An 18,349-nucleotide genomic window follows, 5' to 3' on the forward strand; every position below is an offset into this window, starting at 1 on the left:
TGATGGCATGGTACAGGAATGCGGAATGCATCGCTTCACGCACCGGGTTGTTTCCGCGGAACGAGAAGGAGACGTTTGAAACTCCACCGGAAACATGTGCTCCCGGAAGGTTTTCACGAATCCATTTGGTAGCCCGGAAGAAATCCAGGGCATTGTTGTTGTGTTCTTCCATTCCTGTCGCAACAGGGAAGATATTCGGATCGAAAATAATGTCTTCAGGTGCAAATTTGACAACGTCTACCAAAATACGGTAGGAGCGTTCGCAAATTTCGATGCGTCTTTCATAGCTGTCTGCCTGGCCTTTTTCATCAAATGCCATGACTACCGAAGCAGCACCGTAACGTTTGATCAGTTTTGCCTGGTGAATGAAGTTTTCTTCACCTTCTTTCAGTGAAATCGAGTTTACAATTCCTTTTCCCTGAATGCATTGCAATCCGGCTTCGATGATCTCCCATTTGGAACTGTCGACCATGATCGGAACACTGGAAATATCCGGTTCGGAAGCAATCAGGTTGAGAAATTTCACCATGGCTTCTTTTCCATCGATCATCCCCTCATCCATGTTGATGTCGATGACCTGCGCACCTCCTTCCACTTGTTCGCGGGCAACGGAAAGCGCCGACTCGTAATCATTTTCCTTGATCATCCGAAGGAAAGCACGCGATCCGGTAACATTGGTCCGTTCGCCGATATTGGTAAAATTACTTTCCGGGGTAATGGTGATGGCTTCTAAGCCTGATAAACGTAGGAATTTCATGCGTTTGTCGTTTCGCTGATTTTTCTGGGTGAATATTTAGCTGCAATTTCAGCCATGGTTCGAATATGTTCAGGAGTTGTTCCGCAGCAGCCACCAATAATATTGATCAGCCCTTCCTGAAGGAATCCTTCAATTTGTACTCCCATCATTTCGGGAGTTTCGTCATACTGCCCGAATTCGTTGGGTAAACCTGCATTCGGATGTGCACTCACAGCGAAAGGTGCCTGGTTTGCTAAAACCTGTAAATACGGACGCATAGCATCAGCTCCCAAAGCGCAATTCAACCCGATGCTCAAAAGTGGCATGTGTGAAACGGAAACCAAAAACGCCTCGGTGGTTTGTCCCGTTAAGGTTCTTCCACTCTGGTCGGTAATGGTTCCGGAAATCATGATCGGAATTTGAATGCCGCGCTCTTCGGATAATTCATCAATTGCAAACATGGCTGCTTTTGAATTCAGCGTATCGGTAATGGTTTCTACCAACAGGAAATCAGCCCCTCCGTCCATTAATCCGGTTGCCTGCTCTTTGAACGCAACAACCAGTTCGTTGAAAGTAATGGCACGGAATCCCGGATCGTTTACATCGGGAGACATGGAAGCCAGTTTGGTAGTTGGTCCCATCGAACCGGCTACAAACCGGGGTTTATCCGGATTTTTCGCAGTGAATTCATCGCATACTTCACGTGCTATTTTAGCTCCATGGTAATTGATGTCGTAAACCGCTTTTTCCAAATGATAATCGGCCTGAGCAACCGTTGTAGCACCGAAGGTGTTTGTTTCGATAATGTCAGCTCCTGCTTCGAGGTATTGTGCATGAATTTCTTTGATGACATCCGGTCGTGTAAGTACAAGAATGTCGTTATCACCTTTTAATTTATGTGGATGATCTTCAAACCAGCCTTTGCGGAAGTCTTCCTCTTCCAGGTTATAGCGTTGAATCATGGTTCCCATTGCTCCGTCGAGAATGAGGATTCGTTCGTTCAGTAATTGCTTGATGTCTTTCATAGCTTTTATAGTTGCTTTGCAAACTATGAAGTAGGGAAGTAGTCTAAAAAACTACATGCAACTTATCTCTTCCCGACAAATTTGTCCGGATCGGATTTGGCACCTTCTCGTTTACAATTGTAACTGAAACGGCAGGTTGCCAAGGTTTCACAGGGCCTGTCCCTCCACCTTTCTTCATAAGTTATATCAAAGATCTGGTGCAAAGATAAGTAGTAGATTTGACTTTGAAAAGGAATTGGAGGAATTACCAGAAAATATTCATTTTTATCAGGTTGTTTGATTGGGCGAAAGAGCTTTAGAGTTGGGTTTTCAATAATAAAGCGATCAATTAACAATATGGTAATATAGTAACTTTGTCAAAATTCAACCTTGCGGAATATCCTGTAGTAAACGCAATTGGGGGTGATTGAATGATTGTAGCATGTTATAATTTCCACTCCGAAAACAACTTCAAAAAATTCCCGCTCAAAAAACAGGAATTCAACCATTTTAAAAATTAAACTTCATATTCCGATCGTCCAGCACAGCAAAGGATATTTTTCCCGTCCAGCGCGGTGTGATGTGATTTCCATCTGAGAAAACACCATAAATTCCAATCCGCAATCTTCTTTTCGAAAATTTAAAATTCCGTTCGATCCCGGCCAATACTTCGTAATGTTTCCAGTTGTATTGTGCCACATACAAAGCGCCGAAACCGAATACCAACCCGATTCCTGTTTTTTTCATGAAAGGAATCTTGTTCATGATCGAACCATTGTCGTGGTGAATGAAATGTGCTTCGATATAATAATCCCGGGAAGGAAGAGAGGAATCCTGATCCTGGAAGGAATACAGCGGATTGGAAAACCAGATCGGATCACTTCTTCGCTGGTATTTGAAATCGGCATCCTTGAGGTTTTTGGAGCTCAGGAATTTTCCCGATTTGATGTGATACGAGGAAGTTCCCAAAGTTCCCAATTGAAAATTCTGGTAGATTCCAAGTAATCCGTATTCGTGGTCGACATCACTTCCGAATAATTTCGGGATTCCGCGCTGGTAGTACGCATAAACAGAAGGCCATTTGGATCCCAGAACTACCTTGCGATGAGGTTCGCGCATGTATTTTTGTCCGGGAGTATACGTAATGGTAATATCTCCCAATAATGCCTGGTAGCCTTGAAACGGTTTGAAATCGTCATTGGGAATCACGTTGTCCAGGAAGCCCATTTTCTTGTATCCGTTGATTGATCTTCGTTCACAGAATTCAATATTCACATCCACATACAATCCGTTGAGGTATTCCTGTGTTTGCCCGATAGTCAGTTTCGTTGCTTCAATGAAATTACTCCGCTTATAGATTTGCGTAATCGCATCGTAAGAGACAATGGCGTCGAAATCGTGATCAAATCCAACCTTCAGCCGGGATTGTTTAAAGGGATTGTAGAGGTAATTTCCGTTGATATTTCCCTTAATGTCGTGATTCAGGAATCCATAAGAAATTTCCGTATTTATATCGAGTGTCCGCTGATCGTTCCATTTCTTAAAGTAGCTGAAACCGGGAGCAACACGAGGTCCGGCAGGATATAAAGGCCTGAGAATCGCTGCTAGGGAATTAATGGACCACTGTACTTTTTTCGGGCGATTCCGGTGTTCCACTCCAAACCAGATAACTTTCAAAAAAGTAACCTTGTTGAAGACTTTGTCGATGGAATCGAGGTATTCTTTCCGGTTCAATGCATCGTGGATACTGTCGCGAACGAGGATGAAACGCTGTTCTTCGGGAGTCAGTGAAACGGTTCGTTGTTCTTTCCAGAATGTTGAATCGCGTTCATATGCTTCTTCAGTGGTTACGGCTAATTCGTTGTTGAAGAATTTCGGAGGGAAATTGGGCGTGAAATTGTAATTTGAAAATTGCGCTAAAGTTTTGCAAACGGAAGCTTGATTTTTGTATTTGACCCCGTAATCAAGTACTTGTTCGCGGAGCACGCACATGGAATCTCCCGGCAGATCAAATTCCTGGTGAATGGAAAAATAATCGAAGAGGAACAGGTTTCCCTTTTCCATTGTCAAATCCAGTTTCTGGATCAGCCAAAGGGAGTCGACCACGTAAATATAACCGGTGAGCGTAGAAGTGGAGCTCATTCGCGGAATGATCTTGATTTTATGGATCTTCCTGCCGTTTTCTTCGTATTGGGCTTCCAGCCTGTAACGATAAGACAGAATTCCGGGTGTTGATACCGGGCTCATGACCGGCGTACTGTGCAGATCTTCCAGGTGGAGCAAGTTTTCGAAAAAGTTGAAATTGGATTTGACCGTGGTGGTGTAATACAGATTTTTGTCGTTTCCCCGTAATTCATAAGCATTGCGTACTTCCTTGACTTTATTTGCAGATGCATAATTGCGTTTCAGCTGGATTTCCGCAATATTCATATTTCCGGCCAATTGTGCCATTTTGCGCTTTTCTTCTTCAAACGGATCGGAATATTGCTGCTCGTTTTTGTTGGTAGACTCCTTTTCTTTCCGGGTAATGGTTTCTGTAGCTTTGATATACACATCCGTGCTGTGAGGATAGGACCACGGATTGATTTGATCCCGCTTTTTCACTACTTCGAGCATGATTTCTCTTCCGGGATTGGTTCGTTTGACAGAAACTTCCGCTTCTTCCAGTTCGTTGATCCGGATCGGGAAGAGCTGAATGTCCTTTACAGCTCCTTTGTTTGAAATCACTACGTAAACTTCCCGTTCTACGTAGCCGGTGGCATTTACAATGATGAAGTATTCTCCGTCGAATAGCTGCAGGGAATATTTTCCGTTTTCATCCGTTTGGGTGCGCAGATCCGTATTGTTTTTGACATACACATTCGCGAAAGGAATGGGAAGCTTTTTTTCGTCCACTACCTTTCCGCTCAAATTCCATTGAGAGCAAACAACAAGTGGAGAGAAAATTAAAAATAGTAGGTAAAAAACCTTCAGGAGCTTCATTTTAACCCGGAGTGTATTGGTAAAACGAAAATACGAAATATGAGGTTCTAATGAACTGAAAATTAGTTGAAAGCCCTGTTCTTCAGGTTGAACGGTTATTTCTGTTTCTGACTTTCGAGAAATGCCTGGTGTTTTTCCATACGCTTTCTCATAAAACGTCTCATGAAATAAGTTCCTAGAGCCATTAACGCGAACACGTAGTAAACAGCCCAGCTGCTGAAACTTTCTTTTAAGCACATAATGGTAACCATGATAATGACAATGATTCCTACTGATAACCAAAACAATTCCATGATGCGATTATATGTTTTCATGCTTCTTTTTTATTTGTTGATTGAAATGCGGCCCTGAGGTTCTAAGAATTCATAATAAGAGAAATCTTGCTTGGCGCGGATTCCTTTTCCATAAATCAATTCTGTAGGACTCTTGATCATGACCATTTTGTCTGTAAAGATAAGACTATCTTTTTGATCCCAGTAAAGGGCTTCGGTATACATTGTCTGCTGGCGGGCGGGATTGTGTAGTTGGACAGAGTCCAGAACACGCATGTTGCCTTTCGTTTCATTGATCTCGCCGTATTGTCCCGTGAGAATGGATTCCAGTTCGCCTTCCGAGTCAAAGAATTCCACTTTTACTCCTTCGCGGAATTTGGTGATATGTTCCGGTTTGGAATAAGCTTCTGCCAAGGGAGCATACAATTTAAATTGCGGAAACCCTGCTTCGGTCTGAAGAATGAAAAGTTCTTCCGTTTTTTGCTCGGGATCTGTTGATTTGAATGTGATCTGCTTGATCTCATCCAGATCATTAACACATGAACCAAACACCATGAAACATGCCAGGGACAGATAAACGAATGTCCGGTTCTTTCTCATTAATCGAGTTTGTACTTTCTGAACCATCTTTCATACGAAGAAGGCGCGATGATAATTCCGAAGTTAATGGAATAGAATCGCTCTTTCAAATCCGCAGCATTTCCGGTTCCGTTACCACCGTACTGGAAGCTGATGTTGATGGAAGAATTTGATTTCTGACTTAGGAACGGAAATCCGAATCCTGCAGTCACAGCAGCAGTCTTTAACTGTCTTCCGTTCATCGTATTTGGTAAATATCCGTATTGTCCGCCGATTCTGTATTTGATTTTAGAGAAATACTGAGCTCCTTTGGACTTTTTGGTAATATCAATGTTCGGGATGAACTGAGCGCCTAGTTTTGATACGAAGGTGTTTGAAAAATCAGTGTTACTGTGAGTTCCGAAGCTTTCTGAATATGATTTCCATTGCATCATCGTCACTTCTGCAAAAATCCCGAGCTGATACTTCATTCTGTTCGGATTCTTTGCGATGTTTGGAGTGAACGTGTAACCTGCTCCGATCGTTTGTTTGCTTGGGAAAACAATCTTCCCTTTGTTGTTGTCGATGTAAGTAACCGTATCTGTATAAGAAAGTTGGTTGTTGACATCCGTTGCGTAATACAACCCGTAATCCAGGTAAGAATTGATGGAAATCTGAGGAGTATAAACAGCCGAAATAAACAATTGCTGACGTTTGTCAAAATCCAGAAAGCGCTGGTAATTTGCACCAAACGAGTAATAAAGCGATTTCAAACGGTAAGTCGAAAGATCAACTCCTCCCGCCGGACTATTTGCATCAAACACACTGCTTCGCTGATTGGTAACAGATCCGAATAAATAACCGAAATTCGCTCCGATGCTCAGGGTCGATTTCTCTGATTTGATAATCGAATACGCCAAACCTACAAATAAGAGGTTGGTGGATCCGTAACCCTGATAGTTAAACGTGGCAGAATCATCGTAAGCATACGCTCGCTGACTCAAATTGTAGCCTTTTCGTGTAAATGGTTTCAAACCCAAAGCAATTCCAAAGCGTTTTCCAATCGGAATGGCCATTGTAATATTTGAAATACCCGTCGTTTTTCCCTTGAAACTTCCCAAATCATTGGAGTAAGTGGAAAGTTTTGATGCGACACCGACAGAAAATAGCGGCTGTCCGAAAGAAAGCAGCGAATAACTTGCAGGATTATACGTGTTGATCAACGTGGAGTCAAAAACGATACTGGAAATATTTCCGATCCCGCCGAATTGAGCCTCAGGAAGACCACCTTCTTCACCAATACCTGATGTACTGTATGGAGAGGATGAGGTGGTTTGTGTCCACGATGTGTAGCACAAAATAGTACTAAATACTAGAAGAAAAAGTTGTTTGAGCATGTAAGAGTGCTATTAATAATCCTTTTAAGGTCAAATTCTCGTCGGCAAATATGCCATATTTATTACCTAATTCAAAATGTTGACTGTCGCCCCCGGTGAGAAAAATTGTTAATTCGGGATAAAGTCGTCGGTATTCTTCGATAAAACCGACCATTTCGAGGTGCATTCCATTCATCACTCCGCTTCTCATTGCGTCGAGTGTATTTTTCCCGATAAATGGCCCTTGAATGCGATCCTCGATAAGCGGTAATTTTCCTGTAAATTCATGCATGGCTTTATAGCGCAATTCAATTCCGGGAGAAATGCTTCCCCCTTCATACATTTTAGGATAACGGACAAAATCATATTTGATGCAGGTTCCAACATCGATGATTAACGCATTTTTATCAGAAATATTGGCAACGGCAATGGCATTTGCCAAACGGTCAACGCCCAGCGTTTGGGGAGATTCATAATGATTGACCAACGGAACGTCCAACTGATGATTGAATAAAATAGCATTTGGAAGCAGTCCTTTGATCCATTTGGTGTTTTTATCCGACCGCACAGAGCTGATAATTCCCAAATAATTTTTGTGTTTGAGCAAATAAGATTTCAGTTTGTCCAACTCGTTATTGGAAAAAGCATGAACTTCCTGTAAATCATTATTTTGAAATAAACCAACCTTGATGCGCGTGTTTCCTGCATCTACAACAACTGATTTGATTTCTTGTTCCATTTCGACAAAGATAGGATTGATTTTACAAAAAAAATCACTTTTTCTTAGGAGGAATAAATTCTATTACTATCTTTGCACCCACAATTGAGGCGGTGATGTAGCTCAGTCGGTAGAGCAAAGGACTGAAAATCCTTGTGTCGGGGGTTCGATTCCCTCCATCACCACGAAAAAAGCATTCAACAGTAGTTGGATGCTTTTTTGCTTTGGGGGTTCGGATCCCTCACTCTCCGCATCTGTTTTTTACTCTTTCAGCGTTAAGAATTGGTGCAAATGATGCTATATCTATGCTTTATCGTTGGAATATCTATGTTGTATTTATGGATTAAGTTGTATGACGAATTACTGATTCTCAGCAAACTATTTCATACAGATTTCCGTTCTTTGATATAATTCATAATCAAAACTGTATTGCAATGATGAAACAAATTCGCCTCGTGACTTTCCTGGTAGGCATTTTGACTCTTTTAACAGGGTATTCTCAAAATGGCGGAGCCTGGAATAACTGGTATTTCGGCTCGCAGGCCTCTTTGAATTTCAATAACGGAATTCCTACAGCTACAACTGGCTCTGCAATGATTGCAGATGAAGGATGTGTTTCTTATTCGGATGAAAACGGAAATTTATTGTTCTATTCCAATGGAGGAAATGACGGTGTAGGTGTTTATAGTGGTGCCGTTTGGAACAGGAACCACCAGGTAATGCCAAATGGAAATTTACCTGATATGATAGGCTGTTCCAACTCCGTGCAATCAGCTTTGGTTATTCCCAGAAACGGATTTCCTTCACAATATTACCTCTATACAATCGGTTGCGGTCCTATGATGCCAATCGGTTTGAAGGAATCGATCATTGATATGTCGCTTGATAATGGGTTGGGGGACTTGGTACAAATCGGAACACAAGTAGCTCCGGCAACCGCTTACGCAGAAGGAATAACTGGTACAAGACATGCCAACGGAACAGATTACTGGATTGTTGTTCACCATTTTTCCGCCAGTGAATTTTATGTCTTTCCGCATACTGCAGCCGGGATTGGTTCCGCAACAACTTACACCCTTGGAAGTACTCCTGTCAATGCAGGGCAATTGAAAATCAGTGCTAATGGGGCTAAACTTGCTTTCGGCACGGAGGTTTTTGATTTTAATAATGCAACAGGTGAAATTTCCAATCCACAGAGTATCGGACGAAACGCTTACAGTCGGTCATTCTCTCCTTCCGGAAGGTTTCTATATATTTCCGGGACTTTTACCGGGGGAAATTTCTTCCAGTACGACATGCAGGCTGCAAATATTGCAGCAAGTGAAGTGGTGCTTACTCAGAACAACTATTCTATGGGAAATATGCAATTGGGACCGGATGGAAAAATCTATATCGGCTATGGGAGTCATTTGTCATTATGTGTGATTAATTCACCAGAATCAGCCGGAACCGCTTGTAATTTTGTCGAGGACCAAATCCCTTTGATGAACAATAATTGCCGCCATTCGATTCCGAATTACATGGATAGTTATTACCTCGAACATCGTGCAGCTTCCTTAGCCGAAAAGATGGTTGAATTTGAGCTTTATCCAAATCCGGCAACTCAATCTGTAACCATCCACACTCCTGAGCAAGCGGATGAAATTTCAATCAGTACAATTACCGGGCAATTGGTTCACACATACCAGGCTGCAGAAACGATAACAACCCTGGATCTTTCATCATACAAATCCGGGATTTATTTTGTTACAGTACTTTTAGATGGTAACAGAAGTGTCCGGCAATTAGTTGTGAATTAGTTCTAAATGTATATTCTGCCAGGAAAAGAGGGATGTATCTCATGATTTTTGAGTAGTATTGAATGATAATAAGCATATCTCACCTCCTGGCATGAAAATGACGATAAAAGAAGCAATACTTAAAGTTTTAGATGAGAATAAACGCGCACTTACCTATTTGGAAGTTCATGAATTGATTAATGCTAACCAGTATATTGATTGGAGCAATGCCAAAACTCCAACGGATACGATCGGGGCACAACTTGGTGATTTTATCCGAAAAGGTGATTCAAGAGTGAAGCGATCGAAGATGGGTGGTCGCCATTTTTTATACTATTCAGCAGCTAATGAGGATATCATAGGAATGGATGTACTAACTGGAATCACAGAATCTCAAATCGTTAAATCTGTTTCAACTTCAGAAAACTACAAGGAGCGTGATTTACATATTCTGCTAAGTACGTTCTTAAGACAAGAAGGGATTAACGCTAAAACAATTTTTCATGAAAAATCGAAAAGTAATAGTGAAAAACATCAAAAGTGGATACATCCGGATATGATTGGAGCGTCATTTTTGAAATTGAAAACAAAAGAAAGTCAGGCTCTGCAAAGAACCGTAAACAAAGAACAAACGTTCAGACTTTATTCTTACGAGATTAAACGGGAAATAAAATCCGATTATGAATTAAAGGAATGTTTTTTTCAGGCTGTTTCAAATTCGAGTTGGGCGCATCATGGATATTTGGTGGCTTTTGAAATAGAACCAACACTTCGTGAGGAAATGAAAAGACTGAATGAATCATTCGGAATCGGGATTATTGAGTTGTCATCAAATCCATATCAAACGAAAGTACATTTCCCTTCCAGATACAGTGATTTAGATTTTAAAACCATAGATAAACTATGTAAAGCCAATCCCGACTTCGCTAAGTTTATAGACCAGGTGGAAAAGATTCTCATTACGAAAGATCGTTTCTTACAAGCCATTGAAAAAGAGTTTGTAGAAATGTGTGATGGCATATTGAAGGACGAATCAGCAATTAACAAGTATTGCCAGGAAAAAAATATCCCGATAAGTTCAGAAGAATAAAGCTGGTTTGTAATAATAGTTATAGTGACAATTATGAAAGACTCATCTCCCGTTGAAAAGCAAATTCACCATGTTTCGAATTTTCAGGATCTTGTTTCTACCTCATTTCAGGGAGAAATGAATGCGATTTGCTGGGACCGTAAACTAAAGGGAGATTTTTCTGAGATTGTCGACAAGATAGAGTTGGACGGAAACATAGCAGTGATTGAAGAAGACGAACTGATGGGGCTTCAGTTGAGTGAGCAGGGACAACTTGCCCGTGAAATTCTCTTGAGTGATTGGAAACTGTTAAAAGCTCATGGTGCATCACCAACTCTTAATGTGATCGAATTCTATGAAAGAGATGATTTTTATCCGTTTTTTCCGACGGATGTGTATTCCTTTCATGTAGATCGTTCTCCGGTACCAACCGATACCTTTTTATGCACTTACTTTGGAGAGTCGAGTGAAATAGTACCAAATTCGCAAGTCCGGCAGAAAGTCCTTATTCCGGAAATTCGTAATGAACTCAAAAAAGAGTATCACGGAGCAGATGAGGACTTTGAATCGTTCTTGAGTGAACATTTTTTTGATCTGCATTATCAGGTCGAACCAGATGCACGTCCGATACGTTTAGGTCTTGGTCACTTATGGCGCCTGGCAGTTGATCATCCGGAAAGTCCCGTGCTTCCTTGCGTGCATCGTGCCCCAAAGGAAAAACCCGGAGAGAAGAGGTTGTTGCTGATTTGCTGAATATCCGGGACTTTTTCTGTTTGAGCATAAATCCTGGTTTGAAATACGGTTTCAGCCTTCTCCTTTGAAGGAGGAATGAGGAGGATGGCAAATCAAACAACAACAGGAAGAAAAGCTTTGAAGCTTATAACTTCATTCATTTTTACGACGATTGAATTCTGAACATCACGAAGAACGATTTCCGCAGCAATTCTCTTTCTAAAAGGTGTGCCATCATCAATCCCTTACATTTTTGCCTTTTCCGCGAAATGAATACTGAGGTTAATGCTTATAGCTGCTACTCCGATAAAGAAAACGACCAATGCACCAATGGTTTTGGAACTGATTTTACCTGCCCTGAAAAGCAGGTAGCCGATCAATAAGTTTGACAATGCCCACAAAACATTTGTCAGAGGAGATGAAAGTCCTTTACCCGGCGGATCTGAAAAAGGAGTCGGAAAAGGATTTCCTGAAACGCCGTTTACAAAGTGGGGAACTACATTGGCAAGAAAAAGACCAGCGAAAAAGGAAGAAATGTAATGATACCATTTCAATTTTGGTGAATGTGCGTTTTCCATCAATTGAAGATTTGAGATTTAAAGAATAATATTATTCAAATATCCGGTGTAATCCAAATCTGCTAACAAGGGCATTCGATTTTTTTTGGAAAGAAAAATTAAATCTTTCGCTGTCTGAGTGCCTGTGCTTTCACGCTACAAATTCGACACATCAATTAATTCCTTCGACAGAACAATCAAAGAGGGGTTTTCAAACCAACCATTTGGTGTATTTCTATGTTAATGAAATAAAAGACTAGTATTCCGCCTTATGAGAAAATGGTATTTATTATTGATAACTTTTTGGTTGCTCTCAAGCGGGACTTTCGCACAGATGACTGCGACATTTACAACAAGTTTGAATACGAATTGTAATGGAACTCCTTGTAGTTACTCCGGGCCAACAATCCTGATCAATGAAATGATGGTCACACCGGATTTTTTTGACGGATGTATGTGCAATTCAGGGATGGGCTCGAATTGCGGTGAATGGATAGAGCTTTACAATCCGAATTTGTGCCAGCCAATAGATATTTCCTGTTATTATATGGGGAACAGCACGATTGAGGGTGGTGGAGCTGTCCGGATACCTGTTGGTACACTGATTCCTCCCGGTGGATTCTGTATTATTCGCGGACCACAAGCTGCGGCTGTATCTTCGAATTTGCTCGTTCAGAACGGAGGGAAAGTGGTGGAAGTAATTACCAATTCTACGGGACCCGGAATTTGCAATTCGGCAGGGCGTTTCTGGCTTCCTAATCAGGGAAGCTGGCTGGGAGTTTATGATGATCAGGGAGTTGCGCAGGACGCTGTTGCCTGGGGAGATTTTGGTAATATCGCTGATGCACCATGCGTACCACTGCCAGGAAACGGATGTAATACAGCCCCCGCTTTAAGTTCTTTTTTGAATATTCCCGCAAATCGCAAGAATCAGTTAGCAGTGCTCTCTCCTGTGAGCGGTAGTGTGTATGCGCGGATTTCGGACGGCGGAGTATGGAGTAATGTTTTCCAGTCCCCGACTTACGGATTATGTAATGCAAATTGTCAGCAAAGTACAGCGTCGACCTGTACAGGCTCGGCAACCATCAATGTTGCCGGAGGTGTTGCTCCATACACGTTTGAATGGAATAGTCCGACCTTGCAAACGGCACAAACCGCTACCGAACTTTGTGCCGGAGCCTATACGTGCCGGGTAACGGATGCTGCGGGAACCGCCCAGGTATTTACCGTGACGATTGAAGATTTTGTTCCGGTTGTGACTTTGACTGTTCCGGATGAATTGTGCTTAAACAACCCAGAAGTAATCCTTGGGGCAACGCCGATTCCTACAGGACAAGCTACGGGAGTTTTTGCCGGAAACGGAGTGCAGGGAAATAATTTTAATCCGCAGACAGCTGGAGCAGGTGTTTCAGGAATTACCTATACCTATGTCGATGCGATGGGTTGTACCAGTTCAGTTACAGATGCAATTACGGTTCACCCGATTCCGGTAGTGAATCTCACAAATATTGAATCGCCTTATTGTGTGATGATTCAGGATGCTGCAATTCAGGGAACTCCTGCTGGTGGACAATTAACAGGTCCGGGAGTGTCTTCGAATCAGTTTCACCCCAACCAGGCAGGTGCCGGAACCTTTAATCTGACCTATCAATATCAGGACGCCAATGGTTGTGTTAATTCGGTAACGGAAGTGGTCGAAGTTACTTCAGAAGCTCCGGATCCTGTGATTACAGCTCCCGCTGATTTGTGTGTTGACGGAGATGTAGTGGTTATTCAGGTGAGTCCTGCAGGTGGACAAATGCAGATAGATGGAGCTAATGCAGGGTTGAATTTTTTACCCCAAACGCATGGAGTCGGAGTGCACGACCTGGTTTATTCCTATGTGGATGATGACGGATGTGTCGGGACTGGAAATACAACCATTGAGGTGCACGCATTACCGGTTTTGACTATGAATTTGCAGAATGTGTATTGTTTCGGAGCAGAATTTATCCCTTTACAACTGCAACCTGCAGGAGGAGTTCTTACGGGCGATAATGTGATCGGCGGACAGCTGAATCTGGATCAGGCTGAACCCGGAACGTATACAATCAGATATGAGTTTACGGACCAATTCGGATGTTTCAACTTCATGGAAGGAAATTATATCCTGTCTGAAGAAATCAACCCGGTTTTCAGTTTTGAGCTGGATTGTACCCGGGAATTAATCGTTGACGCAGATCCTGATAATGTAATGTATACCTACGGATGGGATTTTGGGGGTACGGAAGTGATAGGTGGTCCTGCTAATTCCTTTCAATTCGGGAATCCGGGATTTTACCCGGTTACATTGACGATCACGGATGTGCTGGGTTGTAGTCACAGCGTCACCAATACGGTTGAGATTCCGTATAGTGATTTGCTTGACTTTCGGATCGTGACGAACCCGGTATTGTATGGTCTACCGGTCACATTTCAGAATTTGCTGGAAATGGAAAATGTGAGCTACGAATGGGATTTTGGAGACGGAACCGTCCTGCCGGGTGTTTTGCATCCGAATCATACATACGATGAGCCGGGAGCATATACCGTGTTGTTGACCGCTATAGATGCGGATGGTTGTAAATATACCACCTGGAAAATAATCGTCATTCCGGAGGAAGTGTATATTTATATTCCAAATACATTTACTCCAGACGGGAACGAACATAACAACTATTTCGAAGCTGCAACCACCGGGATTTACGAATTCGAAATCCGGATTTTCAATCGTTGGGGAGAGTCGTTTTTTTTCTCCGCTGATCCGCATTTCAAATGGGACGGAACTTATAAGGGAGAAAAATGTCCTGACGGGATATATCAGTATATGATAACGTATACTCCGCTCGTCGGTCCGCGGAATAGTATTGTCGGACACGTAAATTTGTTGAGATAGGAACTGTTAAGGAGTTAGAAAATCACCCTTCAAATTCTTTTGGATAGTGAACTGTTCCGCTTACATGTTGCAAGGCGTTTTCGCTTAATTCAATGACCATGCAATTTTCATCCGGAACATCAAAAGGTAGTTTTATTCCGAATTTTTTGGTCATCTCGTATCCGAAGCGTGGATAGTAATCTGAATGCCCCAGCAGGATAATGGAATGAAATCCAAGTTCGCTTGCTTTTTGATGCGCCGTCCGAATCAGTTTTCCACCGACTCCTTTTCCCTGATATTCCGGTAAAACCGCCACTGGAGCCAACGCCAGAGATTCCGTTTCTTTCAGATCATCAGCAATGATTTTTAGTTTGGTGAGTAAAACGTAACCTGCAATTTTCCCGTCTGTTTCCGCAACCAAAGATAATTCCGGTACAAAAGCCTCGGAGTTTCTTAGTCTTTCCACCAGGAATTGCTCCTGATGATCGGTGAATTCTTCTTGTTCAAATGCTTGCTGAATCAGGTTGAAAACGGCTTCGAAATCTTCCCTTTCCTCTTTTCGGATGTTGATTTTCAAATTCATACTTTAAAACTATTAAAAACTCCGGATTTTTCAACCGTCGATTTAATGAATGATTCATAAATGGTTAACTGTGTTGAAAAGACCTTGCTCTAACTTTGTAGTGTCAGGAAACGGAAGAATAAAACAAACAGAAATCATGAAGGAATACAAATGGAGAATAATGGCTTTTGTTGACCGTGCCTTTTGGGGGCTGGTAGCAATCGGATCATTGATCATCTATCTGAGTTTTCGATAACCCGACACTTCGGGTATGAAACGAATGGGTTGAATAACTGATTCGATTTCAAATGAATGTGGAAATCCACAAGAGAAAAATATGGTAAATACATTTGGTTTTATTCCGGTGTCTTGGTTATATTTATCATTTTGCTCTGAAAATGAGCTGAATACCATGAATTAAAACCACGATACATGAACTCTTACGCTGCGAATAAAAATCAATCCGTGAAAGATACTGCTTCAAAGAAGCCGGGCGGAAATCAATCCGGTTTTAACTTTGAAGATAATCGCCCGGAAGCCGTTATACAAAGTAAATTCCGGGAAATGGCGGATAATAGTGATGTCGGAAAAAATCTGGGTAATTTTAATACTAGTGGTGCGCCTGTTCAAAGAAGGATTCATGTTGGAAATGAACCGGTAAATCCGGATGCATGGAGAACCGTTACGCGCAGAATCGGCTCAACAACTGCTCATTACGGTGGGGGACCATTTAATATTCATACAGGAGTTGGAAATAGTAACCTGGCAAACGGACCAGGTGTCGTCCCCATTGCAATTCCTAATTTGGCTACCGGATTAATTTCGGATCATTCAAATAAGCAATTGATTGACCGTGCCGCAGCTAGTAACTATGAGCCCGAAATTGACCACATTGTAGAAGCCCAAAATTTGGGGTCTAACTCGTATAGTAATGCCCGTGTTCTGAGTAAAAAAGAAAATAATGATGGTACTGCTGCGCGCCCGGTCGGAGCACAAATAAATACGGTGGCTCATAAAAGTATTCGAATAAGAAATGGTGGTACAGGGTATGATCATACAGTTGCAAAAGGAGGAGCTTTGGATGCGTTTGATGATGCTGAAGTGAATACTTTTGGTGGTTTGAGTACAGTTATTGATGCCAATAGTGGAGATGTGAAAAATAATGTACGGATCGACGAAGTGTGATTATCAAAAAATAAGCTCGTAACATTTTTTAATAGCTAAAAACTAACGTTCGTTAGCTTTTTTCTGTTTTCTTTTCTACCTTAGCAGTACGGAAACGAAAACAACTTGCAAAAAATGGCCGGAAACTCTAAGAAGAAGGTTAGTAAAAGAGATGTAATCATCAAAGAAGCCGCGCTTTTGTTCAAAGAAAAGGGCTATGGCAGTGCTTCTATGAGAGATCTTGCCGAACGCGTTGGCGTTGAGGCTGCAAGTATTTATAGTCACATCAAATCGAAAGATGAAATTTTGGAAGAAATCTGTTTTCGCATTGCAGGAGAATACGTCTCGCACATTTCCAGGATTGAAAACGAAAAAACATCCTATACAGACAAAATCAAAGCAGTAATCAATCTGCACATCCGTTTGATGGTCGAAGATGCGGCTTCAGTAGCTGTAACGAATAACGACTGGAAATCCCTGCCCGAACCCAAATTATCCATCTTCAAAACACTTCGCAAAGGATACGAAGCGCGTTTCGCAAAGTTGATCGAAGACGGAATCGCCAAAAAAGAATTTGTTCCGATCAATGTTTCAGTAGCCATGTTTACCATTCTCTCCTCCATTCGCTGGGTGGAATTGTGGTACAATCCGGACCGGAATATTACGGAGAAAGAATTGGAAAACGATATTACAAACCTCTTATTAAAAGGACTTAAAAAATAAGCATGTTACACTTTCATCCATTAAAAGTAAAAGCATTAAAAAAGGAAACAACAGAATGTATTTCTGTGCATTTTGATATTCCGGAAGATAAAAAAGACCTGTTTGAATACAAACACGGGCAATACCTGACCTTGAAAACCATCATTGACGGGGAAGAAGTGCGCCGGTCGTACTCCATTTGTACCAGTCCGCTTGATAATCAATTGGGAGTTGCCATCAAAACCATTCCGGACGGAAAATTCTCAAATTATGCGTATTCAAGTTTGCAGGTCGGAGATGTAGTAGAAGTAATGCCTCCGTTGGGGAAATTTACCACGGATTTGCAACCTGAAAACAAAAAGAATTACTTCTTCGTTGCCGCAGGAAGTGGAATTACGCCGGTGATGTCCATCGTGAAAACGATCCTGATGACCGAACCAGAAAGTAAGGTTACCTTGCTTTACGGAAACAAAAATAAAGGCTCGATTATTTTCAAGGAAGAATTCGAAGCATTGAAGAATAAATACATGAACCGGATGAGTGTATATTATATTCTGAGTAAGGAAACGGCAGATGCAGAGATTTTGAGCGGAAGAATTGATACCGCAAAACTGAATTATTTCCTGGATAAAATCATTGATCCGCAGATTTTGGATGAGTGTTTTTTATGCGGGCCGGAGGAATTGATCCTGGGTGCAAAAGAATCCTTGCTGCATGCAGGAGTTGATTTGAAAAAGATCCATTTTGAATTGTTTACAACTGCAGGAGCTCAACTGGCGAAAAAAGAAATGGCGGAGAAAGCAAAAGTTTCGGATGGTCCGGTAAGTAAAGTAACGATCAAACTGGATGGAGTGTCTACTCAAATGGATGTTCCTTTTGATGGAGAAACCGTTTTGGATATTGCGATTAAACACGGATCTGATTTACCATACGCTTGTAAAGGAGGAGTTTGCTGTGCGTGTAAAGCAAAACTGGAAAAAGGAAAAGTAAAAATGGATGTCAATTACGGTTTGGAACAGGATGAAATCGACGCAGGATTTATTCTGACATGCCAGGCACATCCGGAAACAGAAGAAGTAGTCATTAATTTTGATGAAAAGTGATTTTGAAACGAGTTGTTTCAGTTAAATAGAAGGTATTAATGAACGTTTTGTCAACAAAGAATATGAGATAATTTCTGCCAGTGAATGATTCATCAATGGCGCTTACCAGTCGCCATGAAACATTTGCGTATTTGTGGGAAAGA

16 protein-coding genes, 1 tRNA gene and 1 riboswitch are annotated in these 18,349 nt (G+C 41.7%); of the genes, 8 read left to right on the top strand and 9 right to left on the bottom strand.

The genetic code is table 11. The features are described 5' to 3' along the window. From Q1V93_RS16120 to Q1V93_RS16150, 7 genes are all read right to left on the bottom strand, one after another. Nucleotides 1–757 (bottom strand): dihydropteroate synthase (locus tag Q1V93_RS16120; protein WP_300666069.1); only part of this gene is annotated, 757 nt, incomplete at its 3' end. After that, a complete protein-coding gene (locus Q1V93_RS16125) occupies nt 754–1,761 on the bottom strand; it encodes a homocysteine S-methyltransferase family protein (protein WP_300666070.1) in 1,008 nt (335 codons plus the stop codon). The genes Q1V93_RS16125 and Q1V93_RS16120, both read right to left, overlap by 4 nt. A gap of 59 nt (nt 1,762–1,820) precedes the next feature. After that, a riboswitch (SAM riboswitch) is annotated at nt 1,821–1,944 on the bottom strand. Nucleotides 1,945–2,250: 306 nt separating this feature from the next. Next, on the bottom strand, nt 2,251–4,722 hold the full coding sequence (locus tag Q1V93_RS16130; RefSeq protein WP_300666071.1) for a DUF5686 and carboxypeptidase regulatory-like domain-containing protein: 2,472 nt from the start codon (nt 4,720–4,722) through the stop codon (nt 2,251–2,253). Nucleotides 4,723–4,817: 95 nt separating this feature from the next. Then, nucleotides 4,818–5,036 carry a hypothetical protein gene (locus Q1V93_RS16135; protein ID WP_300666073.1) on the bottom strand — a complete coding sequence of 73 codons (219 nt, stop codon included), beginning with the start codon at nt 5,034–5,036 and terminating at the stop codon, nt 4,818–4,820. Between the two features lie 9 nt (nt 5,037–5,045). Beyond that, nucleotides 5,046–5,594 (bottom strand): LPS export ABC transporter periplasmic protein LptC, encoded by a 549-nt coding sequence (gene lptC / locus Q1V93_RS16140; RefSeq protein ID WP_300666074.1) that lies wholly within the window; start codon nt 5,592–5,594, stop codon nt 5,046–5,048. Then, nucleotides 5,594–6,949 (bottom strand): hypothetical protein, encoded by a 1,356-nt coding sequence (locus Q1V93_RS16145; protein WP_300666075.1) that lies wholly within the window; start codon nt 6,947–6,949, stop codon nt 5,594–5,596. Before Q1V93_RS16145 ends, lptC begins: the two co-directional genes overlap by 1 nt. Beyond that, nucleotides 6,918–7,667 (bottom strand): type III pantothenate kinase, encoded by a 750-nt coding sequence (locus tag Q1V93_RS16150; RefSeq protein ID WP_300666077.1) that lies wholly within the window; start codon nt 7,665–7,667, stop codon nt 6,918–6,920. Before Q1V93_RS16150 ends, Q1V93_RS16145 begins: the two co-directional genes overlap by 32 nt. A 91-nt stretch (nt 7,668–7,758) precedes the next feature. On the opposite strand from Q1V93_RS16150, the gene Q1V93_RS16155 reads away from it, so the two are divergent. From Q1V93_RS16155 to Q1V93_RS16170, 4 genes are all read left to right on the top strand, one after another. Next, nucleotides 7,759–7,831, top strand: a tRNA-Phe gene (locus Q1V93_RS16155). Between the two features lie 249 nt (nt 7,832–8,080). Further along, nucleotides 8,081–9,445, top strand: a complete 1,365-nt coding sequence (locus tag Q1V93_RS16160) for a T9SS type A sorting domain-containing protein (protein ID WP_300666079.1) — start codon at nt 8,081–8,083, stop codon at nt 9,443–9,445. A gap of 91 nt (nt 9,446–9,536) precedes the next feature. Beyond that, nucleotides 9,537–10,514, top strand: coding sequence for an HTH domain-containing protein (locus Q1V93_RS16165; protein WP_300666080.1), 978 nt, complete (start codon nt 9,537–9,539; stop codon nt 10,512–10,514). A gap of 33 nt (nt 10,515–10,547) precedes the next feature. After that, a complete protein-coding gene (locus tag Q1V93_RS16170; protein ID WP_300666081.1) occupies nt 10,548–11,246 on the top strand; it encodes a hypothetical protein in 699 nt (232 codons plus the stop codon). Nucleotides 11,247–11,470: 224 nt separating this feature from the next. Here the strand turns inward: Q1V93_RS16170 and Q1V93_RS16175 are convergent, their stop codons facing one another. Continuing rightward, on the bottom strand, nt 11,471–11,803 hold the full coding sequence (locus tag Q1V93_RS16175; protein WP_300666082.1) for a hypothetical protein: 333 nt from the start codon (nt 11,801–11,803) through the stop codon (nt 11,471–11,473). Nucleotides 11,804–12,116: 313 nt separating this feature from the next. On the opposite strand from Q1V93_RS16175, the gene Q1V93_RS16180 reads away from it, so the two are divergent. Continuing rightward, entirely contained in the window at nt 12,117–14,696 is a 2,580-nt protein-coding gene (locus tag Q1V93_RS16180; RefSeq protein WP_300666083.1) for a PKD domain-containing protein, read from the top strand. A 22-nt stretch (nt 14,697–14,718) separates the two neighbouring features. On the opposite strand, the gene Q1V93_RS16185 is transcribed toward Q1V93_RS16180, so the two are convergent. After that, a complete protein-coding gene (locus tag Q1V93_RS16185) occupies nt 14,719–15,252 on the bottom strand; it encodes a GNAT family N-acetyltransferase (protein ID WP_300666111.1) in 534 nt (177 codons plus the stop codon). Between the two features lie 417 nt (nt 15,253–15,669). Between Q1V93_RS16185 and Q1V93_RS16190 the strand changes: the two genes are divergently transcribed. The 3 genes from Q1V93_RS16190 (at nt 15,670) to paaE (ending at nt 18,206) form a co-directional block, all read left to right on the top strand. Next, nucleotides 15,670–16,422: a hypothetical protein gene (locus tag Q1V93_RS16190; RefSeq protein WP_300666085.1), complete on the top strand. Its 753-nt coding sequence runs from the start codon at nt 15,670–15,672 to the stop codon at nt 16,420–16,422. A 114-nt stretch (nt 16,423–16,536) separates the two neighbouring features. After that, nucleotides 16,537–17,124: a TetR/AcrR family transcriptional regulator gene (locus Q1V93_RS16195; RefSeq protein ID WP_300666086.1), complete on the top strand. Its 588-nt coding sequence runs from the start codon at nt 16,537–16,539 to the stop codon at nt 17,122–17,124. A 2-nt stretch (nt 17,125–17,126) separates the two neighbouring features. Next, the gene (gene paaE, locus Q1V93_RS16200) at nt 17,127–18,206 is read left to right on the top strand and encodes a 1,2-phenylacetyl-CoA epoxidase subunit PaaE (protein WP_300666088.1); all 1,080 of its coding nucleotides are present in this window, start codon (nt 17,127–17,129) and stop codon (nt 18,204–18,206) included. Nucleotides 18,207–18,349 lie beyond the last annotated feature (143 nt).

Origin of the sequence: Fluviicola sp., assembly GCF_030151805.1 — a bacterium.
Lineage (GTDB): Bacteria > Bacteroidota > Bacteroidia > Flavobacteriales_D > Crocinitomicaceae > Fluviicola.